At 39.9% G+C, this 19,028-nt stretch carries 19 protein-coding genes; 6 read left to right on the forward strand and 13 right to left on the reverse strand.

Translation table 11 applies throughout. The annotated features are described in order from the left end of the window. A complete protein-coding gene (gene aceI / locus CRO21_RS10580) occupies positions 1-459 on the reverse strand; it encodes a chlorhexidine efflux PACE transporter AceI (protein WP_097079284.1) in 459 nt (152 codons plus the stop codon). Between the two features lie 181 nt (positions 460-640). After that, positions 641-841, reverse strand: coding sequence for a heavy-metal-associated domain-containing protein (locus CRO21_RS10585; protein ID WP_097079285.1), 201 nt, complete (start codon positions 839-841; stop codon positions 641-643). Positions 842-1,082: 241 nt separating this feature from the next. Here CRO21_RS10585 and CRO21_RS10590 point away from each other — a divergent pair, with 241 nt between their 5' ends. The 3 genes from CRO21_RS10590 to CRO21_RS10600 all read left to right on the forward strand — a co-directional run bounded on the left by CRO21_RS10590 (position 1,083) and on the right by CRO21_RS10600 (position 5,335). After that, a complete protein-coding gene (locus CRO21_RS10590; RefSeq protein WP_097079286.1) occupies positions 1,083-3,560 on the forward strand; it encodes a heavy metal translocating P-type ATPase in 2,478 nt (825 codons plus the stop codon). A 38-nt stretch (positions 3,561-3,598) separates the two neighbouring features. Continuing rightward, positions 3,599-4,000: a Cu(I)-responsive transcriptional regulator gene (gene cueR, locus CRO21_RS10595; RefSeq protein ID WP_097079287.1), complete on the forward strand. Its 402-nt coding sequence runs from the start codon at positions 3,599-3,601 to the stop codon at positions 3,998-4,000. Positions 4,001-4,138: 138 nt separating this feature from the next. Next, a complete protein-coding gene (locus CRO21_RS10600; RefSeq protein ID WP_097079288.1) occupies positions 4,139-5,335 on the forward strand; it encodes an MFS transporter in 1,197 nt (398 codons plus the stop codon). Positions 5,336-6,464: 1,129 nt separating this feature from the next. Here the strand turns inward: CRO21_RS10600 and CRO21_RS10605 are convergent. After that, entirely contained in the window at positions 6,465-7,277 is an 813-nt protein-coding gene (locus tag CRO21_RS10605; RefSeq protein ID WP_097079519.1) for a hypothetical protein, read from the reverse strand. A gap of 307 nt (positions 7,278-7,584) precedes the next feature. Here CRO21_RS10605 and CRO21_RS10610 point away from each other — a divergent pair, with 307 nt between their 5' ends. The 3 genes from CRO21_RS10610 (at position 7,585) to CRO21_RS10620 (ending at position 11,702) form a co-directional block, all read left to right on the forward strand. Further along, on the forward strand, positions 7,585-9,030 hold the full coding sequence (locus CRO21_RS10610; RefSeq protein WP_097079289.1) for a cytochrome ubiquinol oxidase subunit I: 1,446 nt from the start codon (positions 7,585-7,587) through the stop codon (positions 9,028-9,030). Then, entirely contained in the window at positions 9,023-10,027 is a 1,005-nt protein-coding gene (gene cydB / locus CRO21_RS10615; protein WP_097079290.1) for a cytochrome d ubiquinol oxidase subunit II, read from the forward strand. The genes CRO21_RS10610 and cydB overlap by 8 nt, the downstream gene beginning before the upstream one ends. 262 nt (positions 10,028-10,289) lie before the next feature. Continuing rightward, positions 10,290-11,702, forward strand: a complete 1,413-nt coding sequence (locus CRO21_RS10620; RefSeq protein ID WP_097079291.1) for an aminotransferase-like domain-containing protein — start codon at positions 10,290-10,292, stop codon at positions 11,700-11,702. A gap of 125 nt (positions 11,703-11,827) precedes the next feature. On the opposite strand, the gene CRO21_RS10625 is transcribed toward CRO21_RS10620, so the two are convergent. The 10 genes from CRO21_RS10625 to CRO21_RS10670 form a co-directional block, all read right to left on the reverse strand. After that, positions 11,828-12,244 carry a 2-amino-4-hydroxy-6-hydroxymethyldihydropteridine diphosphokinase gene (locus tag CRO21_RS10625; RefSeq protein ID WP_228150417.1) on the reverse strand — a complete coding sequence of 139 codons (417 nt, stop codon included), beginning with the start codon at positions 12,242-12,244 and terminating at the stop codon, positions 11,828-11,830. After that, complete coding sequence (gene folB, locus CRO21_RS10630; protein WP_097079292.1) at positions 12,213-12,596, reverse strand: dihydroneopterin aldolase; 384 nt, start codon at positions 12,594-12,596, stop codon at positions 12,213-12,215. The genes CRO21_RS10625 and folB overlap by 32 nt, the downstream gene beginning before the upstream one ends. Positions 12,597-12,599: 3 nt before the next feature. Further along, positions 12,600-13,898, reverse strand: a complete 1,299-nt coding sequence (locus CRO21_RS10635; protein WP_097079293.1) for an ABC1 kinase family protein — start codon at positions 13,896-13,898, stop codon at positions 12,600-12,602. A gap of 72 nt (positions 13,899-13,970) precedes the next feature. Further along, a complete protein-coding gene (locus CRO21_RS10640; protein WP_378234932.1) occupies positions 13,971-14,747 on the reverse strand; it encodes a HesA/MoeB/ThiF family protein in 777 nt (258 codons plus the stop codon). Positions 14,748-14,809: 62 nt separating this feature from the next. Next, a complete protein-coding gene (gene gspK / locus CRO21_RS10645; protein ID WP_171294035.1) occupies positions 14,810-15,805 on the reverse strand; it encodes a type II secretion system minor pseudopilin GspK in 996 nt (331 codons plus the stop codon). Then, the gene (locus CRO21_RS10650) at positions 15,789-16,541 is read right to left on the reverse strand and encodes a type II secretion system protein GspJ (protein WP_097079296.1); all 753 of its coding nucleotides are present in this window, start codon (positions 16,539-16,541) and stop codon (positions 15,789-15,791) included. Before CRO21_RS10650 ends, gspK begins: the two co-directional genes overlap by 17 nt. After that, the gene (gene gspI, locus CRO21_RS10655; RefSeq protein ID WP_097079297.1) at positions 16,538-16,963 is read right to left on the reverse strand and encodes a type II secretion system minor pseudopilin GspI; all 426 of its coding nucleotides are present in this window, start codon (positions 16,961-16,963) and stop codon (positions 16,538-16,540) included. The genes CRO21_RS10650 and gspI overlap by 4 nt, the downstream gene beginning before the upstream one ends. After that, positions 16,960-17,553 (reverse strand): pilus assembly FimT family protein, encoded by a 594-nt coding sequence (locus CRO21_RS10660; RefSeq protein WP_097079298.1) that lies wholly within the window; start codon positions 17,551-17,553, stop codon positions 16,960-16,962. Before CRO21_RS10660 ends, gspI begins: the two co-directional genes overlap by 4 nt. Before the next feature lie 7 nt (positions 17,554-17,560). Continuing rightward, complete coding sequence (locus CRO21_RS10665) at positions 17,561-18,202, reverse strand: TetR/AcrR family transcriptional regulator (RefSeq protein WP_097079299.1); 642 nt, start codon at positions 18,200-18,202, stop codon at positions 17,561-17,563. Positions 18,203-18,231: 29 nt separating this feature from the next. Continuing rightward, entirely contained in the window at positions 18,232-19,011 is a 780-nt protein-coding gene (locus CRO21_RS10670; protein WP_097079300.1) for a TatD family hydrolase, read from the reverse strand. Positions 19,012-19,028: the final 17 nt, after the last annotated feature.

Consider the following 19,028-nt stretch of genomic DNA (forward strand, 5'->3'; position numbering starts at 1 on the left):
TCATTTGCACTTTGACATCTTGCTTAACGAAGCGCTTTTTTTCATATAACGTTCTGCAATAATGTCATAACACCATTGATAAATAAATGTATACACCATAATACTCATCGCCAGACCAATATCTAGTAATAAGGCATTTATCAAACTTAAATTCATCATCCAAGCAATGATCGGCACAGTAAATATCAGTAATCCACCTTCAAATCCAATTGCATGTAGGATACGAATCGCCACTGTACGCTGGGTCCAGCCCTGAAACTTTTCAATTTTTTCAAAGTAGTGATTAAATAACATATTCCAGAACACAGAGATCACACTCATGATCACCCACAATACCGTGGTATGTAGTAGATTTGCTTTTAACAGTAAACTCAGTAATGGTGTGCCAATGATTAATAAAATCAACTCATAACACACCGCATGAATCACACGCTGTTTTAATTGTTGCTTGGCTTGCATGATAAACTCACAAAAATTGTATTAATTGATGTTAGCCATCATATATCTTGTTATTTGAATAATAAAATTAGATTCTTTCAGAAAAACTGAAAGATCAAAACACATACCAAATAAATATAAAGGAGAGTTGCCAAATACGACTCTCCTTTCATTGTCTTTTAGATTACGGGTTAAGATATCATCAGGCTTTTAAGGTTGCCGGATAACCCTCTTCCTGTAAAATTGCAATCACCTGATCTACACTTAGCGCATTACTCTCAACATCGACCTGTTTATTGGCCAAATCCACATTTACTTTGGCAGCGGCATCTACACCATGCAAGGCATTATTGATCGCACGCACACAATGACCACAAGACATATTTTCAACTGTAAATTTCATTTTTTCACCTACTGTTTATTTTCTTACAAAAAAACTGAATCTGGATAGCTCAACTAAATCATTGTCATCGCCTTTGGCTTTAACCAGTTTGAACCGCTATACAAAAATTCAATAATCACCAATATAAAGTTTTCTATCATGGTAAGGTCAAGCATAAAATAATCCTTGACCTTACCATAGGGTTAAAGTTCATAGTCGTGTAATATTGTTAAAAACTGCACACAGATGAGAGGCATAACCAATGCAAAATACATCAGAACAAAAATTTGATCTGGACATTAGCGGGATGAGTTGTGCCTCGTGTGTCGGGCGAGTTGAACGTGCCTTAAAAAAAGTTGAAGGCGTAGAAAATGCCAACGTCAATCTGGCAACCGAGCGGGCAAATGTTAATGCCAATCATCAGGTAAAAGCCGAAGATTTAATTCAAGCAGTCACGCAGGCCGGTTATTCGGCAAACTTACATCATGCTGCTACAGCGCAACATATTCAGCTTGCAGTTGAGGGAATGACCTGTGCCTCATGTGTCGGGCGAGTTGAACGTGCCTTAAAAAAAGTTGAAGGTGTAGAAAATGCCAGTGTCAATCTGGCAACCGAACGTGCGGATGTCGATTTTAATGCGCCAGCAGTAGCACAAGATCTGATCACAGCCATTGAAAAAGCAGGCTATGGCGCACAAATTCTAAAACAGCAACAAAATCGGGATCTGGATCAGAAACGTCAAGAAGAAGCCCAGAGTCTATACAAAGATTTAATCATTGCAGTAGTTCTTGCCGCACCTGTCTTTGTATTAGAGATGGGCGGTCATCTTATTCCAGCCTTTCATCACTGGATCATGGCAAACATCGGCATGCATAATAGCTGGCTGCTTCAGTTTGTTCTGGCCACACTGGTACTGATTTTTCCGGGTCGCAGATTCTATAAAATTGGGATTCCGGCATTGTTTCGTGCAGCACCGGATATGAATTCTCTGGTTGCAGTCGGTACACTTGCAGCGTATAGCTATTCCGTGATCGCAACCTTCCTGCCACAGCTTTTACCAGAACAAAGTATCGTAGTTTATTATGAATCGGCTGTGGTGATTATCGCGCTGATTCTCTTCGGACGCTATCTGGAAGCCAAGGCAAAAGGTCGTACCACTCAGGCAATACAACATCTAATTGCCTTACAACCGAAAATTGCCCATCGTAAAAATGGTGATCATTTTGAAGATGTAGAGATAACGTCATTACAAAGCAATGATATTATCATGATAAAACCAGGAGAAAAAATCCCAACAGACGGAACTGTCATTGATGGATCAAGTTATGTCGATGAATCAATGATGACCGGAGAACCGATTGCGGTTGCCAAAACCATGCATGATCAAGTCATTGGCGGTACAGTAAATCAACAAGGTAGTCTGACTGTCAAAACCACTGCTGTAGGTGAACAGACTGTTCTGGCGCAAATTATTAACATGGTTGAGCAGGCGCAGGGATCAAAACTCCCCATTCAAACTCTGGTTGATCGGATTACCCTATGGTTTGTTCCGGCGGTGATGCTCTTGGCATTGATCACCTTTTTTGTCTGGCTATTCTTTGCACCACAGACAGGTTTAAGTCTGGCATTGGTCAATGCAGTCGCTGTGTTAATTATTGCTTGTCCCTGTGCCATGGGCCTTGCTACGCCAACTTCAATTATGGTGGGTACAGGACGTGCTGCCGAAATGGGCGTGTTATTCCGTCAAGGGGAAGCTTTACAACGACTCAAAGACTGCAAAGTTGTGGCCTTTGACAAAACCGGAACCTTAACGTTAGGCCAACCACAGCTTACCGATTTTATGTGTGTCGAAGGACAAGATGAAACTAATCTACTGCGTTACGCTGCCTCACTGGAATCACAGTCCGAACATCCAATTGCAGATGCCGTAGTTCATGCAGCCAAAGAAAAAAATCTAAGCTTATTTCCTATTCAACAGTTTCAGGCCATTGTCGGTAGTGGTATTGAGGCACAGATTGAGCAACACAAGGTTTATCTGGGTGCAGTACGCTTTATGCAATCTCTAAATCTATCAGTTAGCCATTTCTCTGTACAAGCCGAACAACTGGCCAATCAGGGTAAATCACCATTTTATCTAGCAATAGATAATCAAGTGCTTGCAATTCTTGCCATTGCCGATCCGCTTAAACCTGACAGCCCGTCTGCGATTCAGGCTTTGCACACCCTTGGTTTAAAAGTAGCCATGATCAGTGGTGACAATAAGACCACCGCAGAAAATATTGCCGCACAGCTTGGCATAGATACTGTGATTGCAGAGGTTTTACCGGAAGAAAAAGTACAGGCATTAACACAATTAAAACAGCAATATGGTGTAACGGCCTTTGTCGGTGATGGTATTAATGATGCACCAGCACTTGCTTCGGCTGATATTGGGATTGCCATTGGTACAGGGACTGATGTTGCTATAGAAACAGCCGATGTGGTGTTAATGTCTGGTAGTATTCAAGGCGTGGTTAATGCGTTTGCATTGTCTCAGGCGACTATTCGTAATATCAAACAAAACCTGTTCTGGGCCTTTGCCTATAATGTGGCCTTGATCCCGATTGCCGCAGGTATTTTGTATCCCGTGAATGGCACACTGCTCTCGCCTATGTTTGCAGCGGCAGCCATGGCATTATCATCTACATTTGTATTGACTAATGCCTTAAGGTTAAAACGGATTCGTATTTCACAACATTGAAATACGATTTAGAAACGATTAAGAGTATTTTATACATTATGAATATCAGCAAAGCTGCCAAGGCCACAGGCATTTCCGCCAAGATGATTCGCTATTATGAAGAGATTGCCTTGCTGCCCAAGGCAGTTCGTAGCGCCGCCGGTTACCGGGAATATTTTCCCGCTGATATTGAACGGCTAAAATTTATTTATCAAGCCCGTCAACTGGGCTTTTCCCTTGATGAAATCAAAATTTTAATCCAGCTCTGGCAAAATGAGCATCGCCACAGTGCCGATGTCAAGGCACTAGCGCAGCAACATGTCCAGCAATTACGGGGGAAAATTTCACAAATGCAGCATATGGTCGATTATTTACAAGATCTGATTGCTTCCTGTGCTGGCGATGAAAATGCCCATTGCAGCATACTGGAAAAGATCCGGCATCCAGATCATCACGTATAAGATTTTTGAGATTTAACTCAAACTACACTGTTCTCTGAAGTCAAAATCTAAATGTTCGCTAATTCAACAATGATTTTTTGGTCGCGGTAAAAATTATGCTAATTTAGCGCCTTGTTTTTTACCTGATCTATTTGTGATATGTCTATACCTCCCGTCCCTGCCACTGGCAAAAATTATCATCTCAAATGGGTTATTTTTGCCCTCGCCATTGGCAGTTTCTGCATTGGTACCACTGAATTTCTGGCGATGGGACTGATTCAGGAAATTGCACAGGGGCTTAATGTATCAATCAGTTCAGCCGGGCATTTTATCAGTGCTTATGCCATTGGCGTTACCATCGGTGCGCCCATTATTGCTATTTTGGCAGCAAAAGTACCCCGTAAAAAAATGCTCCTTGGCTTAATGCTATTCTATGCGCTGGCAAATCTAGCGACTACATGGGTCAACTCTCCAGAAACCATGCTGCTCTCCAGATTTATTGCCGGTCTACCCCATGGTGCTTATTTTGGTTTGGCAGCCTTGGTGGTTGCCGATCTTGCCGGTCCGAAAAAACGCTCCAGTGCCATTGCACAAATGATGATGGGACTGACCATCGCCAATGTGATCGGCGTACCTCTGGCAACATGGCTCGGTCAAAAATTTGGCTGGCAAACAGGGTTTCAACTTTGCTCAGTGATTGCGGTACTCACGCTGGTCGCTATTGCTGTTTTTGTTCCTGTCACCAAAACACCACAGCATGCCAGTATTCGTAATGAATTATCAGGCTTAAAAAATATCAATATGTGGCTAACCCTTTCGGTTGGTGCAATTGGTTTTGGCGGAATGTTTTCGGTCTATAGTTATGCTTCTCCCATCCTCACCAACTATACCCATGCCGATATTAAACATGTACCGCTGGTACTGGCTATTTTCGGTATTGGCATGGTGCTGGGCGGATTAATTTCAGGCTGGCTTGCCGATAAAAACCTGAATAAAACCATTGTTGGTGTATTGATCGGTTCTGCCTGTGCATTTGTGATCGCATATTTTTGCATGGATCATCTTTATAGTGCATTTATCGCATTTTTCTTAATTGGTTTTACTGTGATCGGTTTAGGTGGTCCAATCCAGACACGTTTAATTGATGTGGCGGGAGAAGCACCAAATCTGGCTGCTTCACTGAACCATTCCGCTTTTAATATTGCCAATGCATTAGGCGCATTTGTTGCGGGTTGGGCAATTGATCATCAGTTGGGTTGGCTGTCACCAATCTGGATTGGTTTTATCTTAAGTCTTATCGGTTTATTGATCTTCTGGATTGCCTATCAATATGATTTAAAAACTCGTCAGATTTAGCAAACAGTGTCTATCATAACGTCAGTTCGGGATAAAAGTATTTGTTTTGTATAAATAAAATTAATTTCAATGAAAGAATCACGACGGGGTCTTACAAAAATAGGCATATTTTAGGATTAACTGAGGCATGTATGCCGCAAGGTCTTGCACTGCGATTGAAATATATTTCAATCTTGTTCAAGTTCGACCTGAGAGGCATTGCCTCGCAAGGCTTTCGGGAGGAGTGGTATAACCACGCAAGGGCAAAACCATCTTGCGCATGAGGAATATATTCCGTAAAGCTGCTCACTGCGAACTCGGTCAAATACCGCTAAAAAACAAATTAATTGAAAAACATTATTTTGCAGATCCTTGCGCCATATATGGCTCATGACCTCGAACAAGCAGCGGACGCTGCTACGAAACCAATTTCTTCTACTCACCTTATCCCGAATTCACGTTAACCCAGAATAGACATTAAAATAAGGAATTTAAAATTCATCTATAAATTAAGAAACCTATACCAACACCTATAATTGAATATACAATCATAACAAAAAATACGAACCAAGTTTTATTTTTACGCTTTAAAAACTCTTTCATCACTAATTTAACCTAATTTAACTTTGATATCAGTATTATTGCAGAATATGAAATATTACTTGCTATAACAGCCTAATATAAACCTTTAACGCTCGTAAGCTGGATTATAGTTTCTCATGATTATAAAATCAAAAGAACCTGTAAATTTCTTTCATGATTGTGATCCTGTGTAGCTGACGTGACACCACTCAAAAAGTTTTGCTTTATAAGAAATATTACCTATAGAGTTTAGTTAACAATAATATTATGATAAATTTATATTATTTTTTAAATATACAGATTTACTTTAATATTCTATAACAGAATAGTGTGTTTTTTACACTACATGATCATCATATATTTTTTTCATACTATCCACAATTATAAAAACCTCTAAGCAATTGAAACTTATTTTATTTATACAAAATTTATAGCCAAAAAGATTTGTAGGTTGTTGAGATTTGATCTCTAAATTTGGCAACACATTCATTCAATAAATTTCGATCAAAATCAGAATATAAAAACATGAGGATTACCTTTTTTAATTACTTTATATTTCAATAGATAATTAGCTGATCTTTTGTCTACTCTTATTATACTGAATCTGTGTCTGTATATATTCAGCATATACAGACAGTTTTTCGTAAATATGCTCGGCATAAAACATATCTTCAATAAAACTCTTAGCTTGAATACTATTTAACGTTTCTACTTGTGTCAATAATTTAGCATTTTTATTTGAAAAAAGAGCACATAACTTAATATATTCTTCATCCTTATTTTTAAATAATAATTTACGCATATTAATGAGTTGGCTATCTATAATTTTTTGCTGATCCTGAGTTGAAACTACAAAAATATCAACCTTTAGAAATTCAGATAAAGATTTTAATTTTTCTTGATCAATTTGATCACCAGTAATTAAAAATATTGTAGAAATATCATTGCGACATAGTGCTTTGACTAGATTTATATAAAAGAATTCCTCACCATCTACTCTCGGATCAGATAAATCGAGATACATATTTAAAGCATTTAGTGCGGTATCAATACTAAGTTTAAGATTAATATCTGTTTGATAATACTTATTAAGAATGTTTAACACTGCCTCTGTTGCAGGTGTAGTATATATCGTTTTTCTATTAATATTTGCAAAAACAAAAGGAATAAACATATATGCCAAATCACTGCTTTGTGAATAAATATGTGACTGTACGACGTAAGTTAATTTTGGTTCAGCTAAGCTTCTAAGAACTTTTGCTCTTAGCAAGGTGGCTTCAAGATTTAAATATTCATGATATAATTTTTTTTGTACCTTTTCAGACCATTTTCGTCCCTTTAATAAATACGGTATAACCTCCAATTGCTGCGTATAAAACATTTTAATTTGCACCATTCATCATAGATAATTAGTAGATATTCTCCACTTAAAAGAGATAGCTTTGCAAGTTACAGAAATAGAATTAAAAACTATAACAGAAAATTTAATCAATATAAGACATAATTTTTTGTGATTTGGTTTATTATTTTCAAATATCATGGATTTGGTTTTAAAGTAAAAGATATATATTCTATCTGTTATAGTTTTTAATGCTAAAGCTATATATTCAAATTATATCCTAGATATAAGAAGATTCCTGTAAGTTTAATTCTGCTCATTAAGTAAACAATCTTACAGGAGTTAACTGATGGATCTCGGTCTAACAGCATTAGAACTTGCGAGGATTCAATTTGCCTTTACAGTATCCTTTCATATTATTTTTCCTGCTACTTCAATTGGCTTAGCCTGTTTTTTAGCAATGCTTGAATGGCGGTGGCTGAGGACGGATAACCCAATTTATCAGGATTTATTCAAATTCTGGATCAAAATCTTTACTGTTGCATTTGGTATGGGGGTTGTATCTGGAGTCGTCATGAGCTACCAATTTGGTACAAACTGGAGTGAATTCTCCCGTATCGCCGGTAGTGTCACAGGCCCACTGCTCACCTATGAAGTATTGAGTGCATTTTTCCTTGAAGCAGGATTTCTCGGTATTATGCTTTTTGGCTGGGGCCGTGTCAGCCCCAAAGCACATTTCTTTGCTACACTCATGGTTGCCGTAGGAACATGTATTTCTATGTTCTGGATTCTGTCGTCTAATAGCTGGATGCAAACTCCTCAGGGCTTTGCCTTTGAAAATGGAATTATTGTACCTACAGACTGGTGGACAATCGTATTTAACCCGTCATTTCCTTATCGTTTTGCCCACATGGCAACTGCTGCTTTTCTCGTTTCTGCACTATTGGTTGTGAGTACAGCAGCATGGCATTTGATTAAAGGTCGCAGGGATGAACTAATTAAAAAGTCTTTTTCCCTGGGGCTTTGGATGGTTCTGGCGACTTCAATTGCACAAGTTTTTATCGGTGATAATCATGGTTTAAATACCCTGGAACATCAACCTGCCAAATTGGCGGCCATTGAAGGACATTGGCAAACCAATCACGATCATGGCATGCCATTATTATTGTTTGCAATTCCAGATATGGAAAATGAATACAATAAATATGAAGTTGCTATTCCTAATCTAGGCAGCATTATTTTGAAACATAGTTTAGATGGCACAGTCACAGGATTAAAAGACTTTGCACCAGAAGATCGCCCAAATGCCACGATTGTATTTTGGAGTTTTAGAGTCATGGTTGGTTTAGGGATATTAATGGTAACACTTTCCCTCATCGGCTTATGGTTAAGAAAACGTAATCAACTCTATGAAATATCGTGGTTTCATAAATTTTCATTCATCATGGGACCAAGCGGATATATTGCTTTATTGGCAGGTTGGGTAACAACCGAAGTTGGACGACAACCCTGGGTTATCTATGGCGTTATGCGTACCAAAGATGGATTATCACATACCGTTTCCGCGGATCAGGTTGGTTTAACACTGATTATTTTTGTGGTGGTATATACCATCGTATTTGGTAGCGGTATTTATTACATGGCAAAATTACTGCTGAAAGGTCCTGAATTTATCTATGCACATAAACCGGAAATTGCCGGTCATGGTCATTTTAAAACCCCTATGCGTCCATTAAGTGCTGTTGATGAAAGTATAGATAGTAAAAATGCTACACAGGAGAAAAATCATGATTGATCTCTCTTTAGTCTGGGTTGCTATTATTGGGCTTGGGGTATTAATTTACGTCATCCTCGATGGCTTTGATCTCGGGATCGGTATCCTTTTTCCTTTTGTCAAAAGTAGTGATGAACGGGATGTGATGATGAATACCGTTGCTCCGGTATGGGATGGTAATGAAACATGGATGGTACTCGGTGGTGCCAGCTTATATGCTGCATTTCCACTGGTCTATTCGACAGTACTTTCAGCACTATATTTACCCATTACCTTAATGGTGGTTGCACTTATTTTTAGAGGGGTCGCTTTCGAGTTCAGGTTTAAGGCAAACCGTACCAAATATTTATGGGATCAAGCCTTTATTTGGGGTTCTATCCTATCCAGCTTGCTTCAAGGTATCTTGCTCGGTGCTTTCATTCAAGGAATCGAAACCACCAATGGTATATTCTCTGGACATTCAATGGATTGGCTCACACCTTTTTCTATCTTTACAGGATTTGGTGTACTGGTGATGTATGCAGCTTTAGGTTGTGGTTGGTTAATCTTAAAGACTGAAAAAAATCTGCAACACTGTATGTTCCAGTTAATGCCAAAACTTATTTGGGTACTGTTAATTGTATTTGCTGGTATCAGTCTATATACACCAATGACTCATCCAGAAATTGCTACACGCTGGTTTTCTATGCCGAATTTACTGTATTTCAGTCCCGTACCGATCTTGGTAATTGCCTTTGTCATATTGATTTTAAGGGCGTGTAAAAAGCAAAATGATTTCAAACCTTTTATTTACACACTAGCATTGGTGTTCCTTGCATTTACTGGATTTGTGATTAGTTTATATCCCCACATTATTCCACCGTCTGTCACCATTTGGGAAGCCGCAGCACCTCGTTCCAGTCAAATGTTTGCCCTGATTGGAGCACTAATTTTAATCCCAATTATCATTGCTTATACCATTTTGTCATATTGGGTCTTTAGAGACAAAGTACGTCTTGGTGATGAGGGTTATCATTAAAGGAGTAATAACGATGAAAAAATTCAAACTTGAACTGACATCAACGCAATGGTTTATTATGTTATGGTTTGTAGGATTTTTCGGCTTGGCAGTCATTGCTGGCCTGTTTAAGTTATTACTCTTATTTGCTTATTAGTCGGGAACTTTGCTAGGTTAAGTAATCAATATAGAATTTTCCAAATTTTATCCTAAAGAAAAGTTAGGGGTAAAACTTCTATCTTTTCTTTTCAATTTTGACTCTTGCATTATTTTGTAGGTGAGTATGTATAAATCTGAACAACTTGCATATAACATCAAACAACTCATTGAAAATGGCAGTTTAAAAGCAAATGAAAAACTTCCGTCGTTACGTGACCAAGTAGATCGCTCTGGATTGAGCTTAATGACGGTTCTCAATGCTTATCAGGAACTAGAATCTCAAGGACTCATTTATTCTATCGAGAAGTCGGGTTATTTTGTTGCAGGAATATTTTCCCCATTAATCCCCTCCAATCCTAATCCTACGGTTGCACTTAATGCAAAAGTTAAAATTAATTCCCTGGTGTTTAAATACCTAAAATCCATTCAGCCTAGTGAAGTCGTACCACTGGGGTCAGCTTTTCCAAATCATCAGCTACTTAATCCTCCTAAATTAATTCAAATTATGGGACAGTTAACACGGAATAGACAAAACTTTGAGCAAAATAATAACCTTCCGCCCGGAAATTTTGAGTTACGCAAATTAATCGCACAACGTTATTGTATGCAAGGAATTCCGACCCAGCCTGATGATATTGTGATCACTTCCGGCTGTCTCGATGCCCTTAATCTGTCATTACAGGCATTAACCAAAGCAGGTGATTATATTCTTTTACAGGAAACTATTTTTTACGGTGCATGGCAAATTGCTGAACGCTTGGGACTGAAAGTTGTCACAATTCCTGAGCACCCACAAGAAGGTTTTGATATAGAAGCCTTTGAACAAGCAATTCAAACTTATCCGATTAAAGTCTGTTGGTTTATGCTCAACTGTCATAATCCAATTGGTTTTACCGTCAATGAAAAAATCAAATTCCAGATTGCCAAACTTCTACATGAATACCAAATTTATTTAATTGAAGATGATGTATACGAAGAACTTTTCTATCGTGGGACAAAACCACCTTCAATGAAATACTTTGATCAACACAATCTAGTACTACATTGCTCATCATTTTCTAAAACACTTGGATCAACTTTTCGAATTGGTTGGGTTTATGCAGGAAAGTTCTCTGAACATATACAACACCTACAACTCATGAGTACCATTTCCGCCAATACATTGATGCAAAATGCCTTAGTTGAATTTATTTCAAATCACCATTATGAAAAACATTTACGTGTACTTCGACGAAATCTTGAAAAAAATAAAAGAATTTTCTTCGAATATTTTAAGAAAAATCTTCCCGCTGGCTGTGAAATTCATAATTATGCAGGTGGTTATTTTTTATGGTTAACTTTACCTTCTCACATAAGTAGCATGACGCTATATAAACATTTAATTCAACAGAATATTGGTGTGGCTCCTAGCCAATTATTTAATGTTCAACATGCTCAAAAAAATCATTTACGAATTAATTGCTCATTCGCATGGACAAAAGAAATTGAAATGGCTGTAAAGCAATTAATTAAATATATGAGCAAGTTGCAAAATTAAAAAATCAGATTAAATAAAAAAAATTCGTTATTTACTACAGATAATTGAGTCTTCCATTATTTAGCGAAATATATATTCTATCTTTATTATTGTCGTTAAATAATCACCCTATAGAAACACTTGTATTATTCAATCACTTTATATTGATGGGCAATTTCAGGCAGGTCTTTACTATGCCATAAAGTTGCCAGAGGAATGATGACATCTACCGCCAATGGCATTTTTTTCGGATTGAATTGCATGGCGCTTAAATCCTGTCCAAATGCAATCAGATCAATATCCAGAGAAATATGATGTGATGGACGTTTACGTCCTGTTTGTGCTTCCAAGATTTTTAATAATTCAAGCAACTCATTCAATTCAATCTGTGAATCCACCAGACATGCTGCATTCCAATAATCCGCACCGACCCCGTCCCGACAGGGAATTTCATAGATTGGCGAAATCTGGCATGTTCCTAGTTGTTTTAAGGCAGTCAGGGCAAATTGTGTGTTTTGAACTTTGTCTAAATTACTGGCGATTGCGATCGCATAAATAGTCACGGTGACGCTCGATTTGAATACCGACAGATTGTGCAGCAGGGATAATAGCAGGCTTACGAATAATAATGTTAATTTTATCAATGCTTGGATAATGATTAAACAGACAGCGCAGTACCAGATCTGCCGCATGTTCAATCAATTCGGGTTGTGCCTGCACGATGCTTTGACTTGCCAACTCGCAAATTTCGGCATAATTCAGGGTATCGTCAAGTTCATCACTGTGCATGGCCGTAGCAAGATCGGTCCAGATTTTTAAATCTAGAAGTAAGGGTTGCTGAATTTGTCGTTCCCAGTTGAAACAGCCAATAACTGTTTCAACTTTTAGACCTTCGATCAGGATTAAATCGTGCATTGCTTAATGAATCAGTTTGGAATGAGGCTCAATATCATGCAACATTTTCAGTCGATTATCTGCATAAATATCGGTATAAGGTGCCAAAACCCGCATGAAACGATCAAAATATAACATTTGTTTAAACAGCAAGGCAAAATCACGCGGAAAGCGAATGCCATGACGTTCGCCAACGGTGACAATATCCAGCATGATGTCATTCAAATCTGCCGGATTGGTACTTAACAATTGCTGAGGATCTGCCAGTAATACGCCGCTAAATAAGCGTTCCAGATCCTGCGCCAGCACATTGGTATCAATATCACGATCCGTCATGCCCATTTGTAACATATTGCTGGCCATATCCTGATAATGCGTGTTTTGTAGCGCATCCATAAAACGGATACAGGCTGCCCACACCTCAGGATTTAACTGCCCAACGATACCAAAATCAATAAAACCAATACGTCCATCTTCAAGCAGCATTAAATTACCGGCATGTAGATCGGCATGGAAACTTTTACACATCATCAGACTGCCAAACCAAGTATTCATTGCCGAAATCAATACCTGACTAGGATCTTTGCTATATTGTTTAACCACATCAATATCTGTCAACGGCACACCGTACAAGCGTTGCATGGTCAGCACACGACGAGTAGAAAACTGATGATAAACTTTCGGTGCTGTAGCAGACACATTTTGCGTTAGCTGTAAATAATTAACAAAATCTTCCAGATTCTGCGCTTCTTCAATAAAATCTACTTCCCGCACCATACGTGTTCGGATTTCATCGACGATATCCGAGAGCGAAGCAAATTTTACTTTCGGCATGACGCGTTCCAGCATCTTGGTGGCAAAATACACAACCCCCAAATCGGTATATAAAATAGTTTCGACATTCGGTTTCTGAACTTTAATCACCACATCTTCACCGGTTTTTAGCACCGCTGCATGCACCTGTGCAATTGATGCAGACGCCAATGGTTTCTGGTCAATCGACTGAAAAATATCGGAAAGATTCTGACCGGGAAATTCCTGTTGCAACACCTGTTCAATATAGGCAAACGGTAAAGTCGGCGTTTGATCCAGACATTTTTGAAATTCCTCAACATATTCCCGCGGAAATAAAGACGGCGTACTGGCAATAAATTGTCCGAGCTTGATATAGGTGGAACCTAATTCTTCAAATGTTTCACGCATTAATTTGGCATTACTGGGTTTGTCGGTTGCATATTTAATCCCTGCTTTTGCTGTAACGACAGCCGTTTCGCCAATGCGTGCCACAGATCGTAATCCTGCAAATAATTGTTTTTTACGCATAATGATATTTAAACTCTGTTAGCCTATAGCCGATTGTAGCAAACTTTTTGCCAATTTTTTGCGAATATAGCGTTATGCTTTTGCAGCACAGCAGGCACAGTCTTTATCTGCCTGAATATTTAAAATCCGCTGTTTCATGCTCGCACCATCCCACAACAACAGTTTATTCAGTAATGGCGCTTGTGCCAATCCCAAATATAACAAAGCATGATGTGCCTGCAAACTTGCCATCACCACAGGTGTGGTTGCCAAAACACCGGAGTTTGCACAACGTCTTTCATCTGCGGCATCCTGTTCCGGGAAAATACATTGATAACATGGCTGTCCATGCACAAAAAGCAACTGCCCCTGCAAGCCAATTGCGGCTGCACTCAATAAAGGTATATTCTGTGCAACACACATCTGATTGACTAGATAGCGAGTTGCAAAATTATCACAGCCATCGAGGACCAGATCAAAATTCAACAGGTGCTGATTGACAAAGTCTTGATCAAATTTTGCTGTGATTGCCTCAATTTCAATATGCGGATTAATTTTTTTTAAGCGTCGCACCAGCGTCTGTACTTTGTATTGACCAACATCTTCTGGTTCAAAAGCGATCTGACGTTGTAAATTACTGGTTTCAATCACGTCAAAATCAATAATACAAAGATGACCCACACCTGCCCGAGCCAGAAGCTCTGCACAGCTACAACCAATTCCACCGGCACCAATGATCAAAACACGACTATTTTTTAGTCGCTCTTGTGCATCAAGATCCCAGCCTTCAAGTAAAATCTGTCTGCTATATAAATGCAGTTCCTGATCAGTTAAAGCAATCGTATGTTCCACTATATTTGACATTGACATGCATCCAGTTCCATTGTCCTATAATATCATCTATCGTTTTTTAACTCACTTGGGCATGGTTTTTACTGCTGACGCGGTAAGACCAGCCAGCTGCGTTGATAACTTTGCACTGTAGAATCATGGCGATACAACCAGCTACGCAGTGACCGCTGCCGTTCAGACAGATTCACAGTAATATTGGCCGTAAAGAAAGAAGATTTCACATCAAATAAATCAGCAAACTGATTTCTCTGACCCTCTTCCACCGCAGAAAATGGTGCGACTTGCCAAATACTGGAAAAATTTTCAAAAGGCTGCATATTTTCCCGCATCTGCTGCAAGGTACTGGCCACGGCCAACGGATTTAATTGCTCATTTAAACAACTCAATACAAATGCACTAGCAGTATTGATATTAATCTTGGTTTCATGTTGTGGCAGTGCGGTGATATATGGTTTTAACTTTTGATAAGGCTCGCCGGCAAAACCCCGTACCAATTGCAATTGCTCAATACTGCTGAACATTTGATTGGGCGCCAGATAGTCCTGTTGTACGCCTTGATAGTAACTATTTTCTGCACCCATTGCACCGATGGTTTCATCATCCGCATCCTGCCAGTCAATCACTGCCTCGACCAAATTTGCATCCAGACTCAACCGCTGCAACATGGCTTGGAAAAACGCACGCGCTGTTGGATTCACAGTACCATCTTTGCTTAATAAAGCATTTAAATTGAATTTACTGTTTTCATCCGTCAAATCACCGCTGACAAAACCATCTTCTACCGGAAAAACAGGAAAAGGCTTGGCCCAGTTTTCATTGAGATTATCAGTTTTGTTGTCCTTGGCATCCTGTACCAGTAATTCGGAGAAAAAATATTCTGCCGACTGCGCATACAATAAAGCCTGATCTTGCCTAAGCAACATACGAGTTTCATCCAGATTGGCCTGTTGATGTTTGAGTATACTGGCTGCCAGAATCGTTGCCAAAACCACCATGATCAAAATGGTCAGTAAGGCAACACCTTTTTGTTGTGAGGAGATTTGCTGTGATGGTATACGATCAGGAGGTCTTATCATTTTCACCATCCTGCGTATTTTGCGTCTGCTCTAGATCAGGCAATGCGGTGACCAGACTAAAGACCCAGCGATATTCCCGTGCCTGATAGCTAAATTTAACCTCAATCCCTTTGGGTAATTGCGACAATATATAATTTTGTGCGTCTGAATCAGTCACACTCTGAATCGGCCATTGTGACTGTACAGCAGGATCAAGTGCTTGAAATTGTAGGTTTTCAATTGGTGCCAGCACCACATCACCCGGAGTTTCCTGACCTTGCTTTTGATAAATATAAGGTTTCTTATATCGAACCAATGCCTGTCTGCCCGCATCAAAACCATATTCTATCGATTCAAATGCATCCAGTCCCTGCTGTAGCGGATCGATCACGCCCGCCTTATTAAACTTGAGTTGTTGACTACCCAGAGCTAATGCAGGCTGTAGCTGACCATTTTGTTGCCCTGCAATCGGTACAGCCTGGCTCAGATCACGCAACATTTGTGCATAGGCAAACTGGAGTTGGGTAAGCGACTGTGCATGTTCGGCATTACGATCTCGATTTTTAATCAGTTGATCAAATACAATCCAGCCTGTTGCACTCAATACTGCAAAAATTGCAATAGCAACCAGTACTTCAATCAAGGTAAAACCTGAATGAGGATTAATAAAGTACCGCTTTGCCCTGAGACGCGTTGCTTCGCAAGAAGACCGCGAGCTATGCTCGAGGTGTGATACAGGCACATTATCCAACCTCATTGCGTTGTCCCTGCCTGTTGTGCCTGACGATAATTAAACACCGATAAACTGGTAATACCCTGCGCATTGTCTACATTCTGAAGATCAGGATCAATATATGCCACCTGAATCTCTATTTTTTGAATATCGGGACTGATGGTTGAGGTCGCCGTTTGCGTCACTTTCCAGCGTTCGCCCTGTTCACTGCGTTCTTCACTGGCGATACCCGTCAACCATTCACCTCTGATATTGATTTCTTCGGCGACATTCATAGCGACAAAATGTGCTTCAGTGCGCAGTTGGTTTTGCTGGATTGACTGGGTGTTATTCATGGCAATTTTCATCAATGCCAGTGCAGTGACTGCGAATATTGCCAAAGCCACCAGAACTTCGAGCAAGGTAAATGCAGCCTGAATACGTCTTCCTGCGTAATGCTGTGTCATGATGCACCACTTTGATCAACAACCAAACCCAGATGATTTAATTCGATTGCCTCGCCCACTGGCTGCTGCTGGAAATACAACTGAATGCGAACTGGCAGAACTTCTCCATTTCCTAGCCAAATCAGTTGTGGTATTTGTCCTTGGCGGGTATTCAACACCTCAAGGTTATAGCCATGATCCATCGGCTGAATCTGTAATGATGTCTGATCCGGTAAAGTCTTAGTCTGAAAATCTGTGGCTGCCTGCCAGCGATATGTTGTTGTAACACCAGTCGTTGTGCCAAGAGGCTGGGTGCTTTGATCGGTCTGATTTTCGGTATATTCGACCACCTGATATGCTGCGGGTGCCACATCGGTTGCAGCTAAAAAAACCAGTCCGAGTACCCGTCCCTGATCAATTGATTCCAGTCTGATTCTTTGCAGATCCAGTGCCAGCAATTCCCGGCTTTGCATGACCTTACGATGGTCGATTCCTTCGGTACTCATCACGATCAAACTGGCAAGAATGGCCATAATCACAATCACCAGCATCACTTCAATCAAGGTAAAGCCGCCTTGTGACTGAGGTTTTTGAAAATGGTGACGACGCATTCTGCTGTTACTCTTGTATATTCAGCACGGCTTCCCGTGTTGGTTTGGGTAATGCAAGTGCCTGTTCAATATAGGAAATTCTTAAGGTATCCCGAGAACCCAAATAGCGCTGATAAAAGGAGGAATTTAAAATTGCTGCGGCCCCCTGTGTCATCGACCAGATCGAAGCCAGATAATCACGTACAGGCATCGGACTTTGGATAAATTTGAGATAATGTTCGGTCAAACGAATAATAATATGTAAGCGTTTTTTACGGATACGATAAAGCTCATTAAAAAGTGTCTGTAAACCATGGCCTGTCATCGACAAACGTTCTTCGATCTGGTGATAAATCACGGTACGTTCGGGATGATGCAAATGGTGCAGCATAAAAAAGGCCAGATGTTCCGGAAATTCTTTTTCGCTATCTTTGATCATATCCAGTAACATTTGTTCATTACGAATAATCAGCAATAAATAGAGTTCGTCTTTACTCTGGAAATGTTTGTATAAAGTGCCTTTGGCAAGATCAAGTTCGGCAGCCAGTGCATCGAGCGTCATGCCGTTCTCGCCATATTCAAGCAGCAATTGTTCCGCAGTTGAGAAAATTAGCTGTTCACGGGCTTTGAACTGTGCTTGTCGATCTAATTGTGTTTCCAGATTCTTCATGTGTAAATATCCAGTTTCACGATGCTCATTTAGATTTTACTTGATCGTGTAATACACTCAAAATTTGCTGTGGTGATGGCAGCAATATCCTCAATCGTTGTATCAAAAATCGTGGCCAGTGTCTGTGCGACGAAAGGCACATATTTCGGTTCATTGGCTTTGCCACGATAAGGTACAGGTGCAAGATACGGACTATCTGTTTCAATTAAAAGACGGTCGAGAGGAACCTGCTTTGCCACATCTCTTAAATCCTGTGCATTTTTAAAAGAAATAATCCCGGAAAAAGAGATATAAAAGCCTAAATCCAGTGCAGCGCTGGCAGTATCCCAATCCTCGGTGAAACAGTGCAAAATACCATGCGTGGCATGTTCTGCCTTGAGGATATCAATGGTATCGTGTTTGGCATTACGGGTATGAACAACCAAAGGTTTATGCAGCTGTTGTGAAGCATGAATATGCCGGACAAAACAGGCTTTTTGCTGTTCGATAAATTCACAGCTATGGAAATAATCCAGTCCGGTTTCGCCAATCGCCCAAACTTTGTCCGATTGCGCCAGCTCAACCAGCTCTTCTACTGTGGCGCGTTGCATCATCTCAGGATTTTCACACGGATGCACACCCACGCTATACCCGATTTCCGGATATTGGGCTGCGATTTTAGAGAGTGCAACATGGTCATCCAATTCCACAGAAATACTCATCATTCGACTCACGCCGGCAGCTTTTGCCGCCTGAATTGCACCATCGAGTCCCCCCTCATAAGGTGATAAATCAAGCAGGGTTAAATGGCAATGCGAATCTACAAACACAGTTTATCCTCGGTTTA

The organism is Acinetobacter puyangensis, assembly GCF_900096995.1.
Taxonomy (GTDB): domain Bacteria; phylum Pseudomonadota; class Gammaproteobacteria; order Pseudomonadales; family Moraxellaceae; genus Acinetobacter; species Acinetobacter puyangensis.